The organism is Pradoshia sp., assembly GCF_051873915.1.
In the GTDB taxonomy this organism is placed as follows: domain Bacteria; phylum Bacillota; class Bacilli; order Bacillales; family Pradoshiaceae; genus Pradoshia.
Map to the genome: position 1 here is coordinate 1 of NZ_JBJEFJ010000085.1, position 2286 is coordinate 2286.

The window sequence follows — 2286 nt, forward strand, 5'->3', positions numbered from 1 at the left end:
TTATTGAACCGGCTTTGCTTTTTTCATTTGTCCATACCATTCGGAGGACTTGTAGAATCTTGCATAGATTTGATCACTCCAGCCAGTGGCAGACTCTCTTTTCAACTGTTCGTTCGTTAAGATCCATTGTGTTATTTTTCTCAGTTCGTCTTCTGTAAACTCCTGCTGGATGGTAGACAATTTATCCATCCAAGGTTTTTTCGGTGTGCGGCCAGCAGCATTATCCAGCCATAGAATACATTGTTTTGTTCGATTGAATCCGGTTTCCATGAATTCACTAAACAAGTAATGGATGAATTGATAGCAGCCTTGATGATTTTTGACTTTATAATGGCGGAGGGTATTCAGAATGGCTGTATTATCCTCTTTTATAAAGTTTAGTATTTTTTTAAAGTCTTTAATAGTATGATGATATCCACTTTCAGCGTTTAGGTGTAACAGATAGTGAAGTGCCTTGTTGCGCAAAAAGAAATCAGCTGAACGGAAGAAGCGGCTGTTTTTTTCTATTTTCCAAATATAAGAGAAGATGCCGGAGTTCGGATTGACAGAAGCTCCCTGCAAATAAGCCAATAAAGAGGTGAACTCAATGGGGGTGAACATCTGTATAAGAGAGAACGTCTCATCAATCAATTCCGTCATCAAGGATAAGGAAGAATCAAATACGATGGGTGAGAATGTGCCGCTCCAAGTTAAATCATATACTTTAATAAGGCGGCCTAAAAGGTATTTCAAGGAGTTACTGCTTAATGAATCCAGCATTGAACGCAAGGATTGGGTGTGGATCAGAAAAAGCTCCGTTTGATTATCCTCTGAATTATTTTTTCGAACTAGTTCCACCCAAGCTTCCAGCCATTGATCGATAACCGCCGATTCTGATTGTTGAAGAAGCAGGCTCTTGGCATAAGATGCCGCTTGTTTATATTCTGATTGATGAAAAGCCATAGGATCACTCTTTCTAAAACAAAGGTACCTTTTGTCATTTTATCATCTGATTGTGACGTCCTCCAAATTCCGGCCAGTACCTATTACTATCATGCCAATCTTAAAGGCAAACGTAAGCAGAAAACTGAAGATAAAGAGCTTTCAAAAGAAATCACCCGAATTTTTAAGGAAAGTAGAAACAACTACGGAACACTGGGCTATCTATCGCCTGTAGAATTTATACAGCAGACCTTATAATTTTTGTCCAGTTTAGTTATTCAATCCACGCCTTTACTTCCATAAGCAATTCAACAGATAAGGGCATTAATCCTTCTTAGATTAATGCCCTAAGCGACAACTTTATTTGTTTTCGAAAATTTGGGCAATCTTATGACCCAGTATAAGATTATCCAAGGCAGAATGAACTTGGTAGACCATTCGATTACATTGGGAAACAAATACAATATGTTGATATTGAAAAAAAATGAGAGTAATACCAAAAGTGCAAACAAAACTATAGTACCAATAATTAATTTTTTCATTATAACTCCCCCTCTTTTTTATAGTTAAGGGAATATATTCTGGATCGTTAAAACAAATACCTTCTTCAACAAAACTTCCCGTTTCTACAATAAGGAATTCAACACAAAAAGGCATTAATCCTTCTTAAATCAATGCCCCTGCTAATTATATAAAATACAGGGTAGTCCTATAGTGAGACTACCCTGGAGTTCATCAGCTAAGCAATTATTAAAAGAGGAACTATTATAATCACCCATATAAGCAAGAAAATAAAGAAAGAACCGATAAGCTTTTTTATCGGTTCTTCTTTGTGTGAAAATATATTGGATTCTTAATGAATGTTCTTCTTTTTGAAGTTTCCTCCCTTTACTTCATTGATATGACTGATAGCAATGAAGGCATTCTCATCAATTCCATCAACAATTGACCGTAGTTTTGCCTCTTCTAAACGAGTGACCACGCAGAAAATAACTCGTTTTTCTTCTTTAGAATAGGCACCTTGCCCATTTAAGAAAGTAACTGTTCTACCTAATCTTGTAGTGATTTCATTAGCGATTTCTTCATAGTGGTTGCTGATGATGACAATCTGCTTAGATTCATCTAATCCTTCTACTACAATATCCATCGTTTTAAAGGCGACAAAATAAGCAATCAATGAATACATTCCAGAGTTAAAGTTGTAGACAAAGCAAGCAGCACCTAAAATGAAAAGGTTAAAGAACATAACAATCTGTCCAACAGAGAATGATGACTTACTGCTAATGAGAATAGCCAAAACCTCTGTACCATCCAGCGCGCCTGAGTTTCGTAGTACAATACCAACACCAACACCAAGAATGATGC

At 36.6% G+C, this 2286-nt stretch carries 2 protein-coding genes; both read right to left on the reverse strand.

What is annotated here, in order from left to right; translation table 11 throughout:
• Entirely contained in the window at nt 1-942 is a 942-nt protein-coding gene (locus ACI35L_RS07930; RefSeq protein WP_439802617.1) for a hypothetical protein, read from the reverse strand.
• A gap of 832 nt (nt 943-1774) precedes the next feature.
• The coding region (locus tag ACI35L_RS07935) for a YitT family protein (RefSeq protein ID WP_439802618.1) at nt 1775-2286 on the reverse strand (512 nt) is incomplete at its 5' end.

Bases quoted from the DNA above. Each gene is read 5' to 3' on its own strand.
- ACI35L_RS07930 (WP_439802617.1), bottom strand. From the start codon at position 942: ATGGCTTTTCATCAATCAGAATATAAACAAGCGGCATCTTATGCCAAG.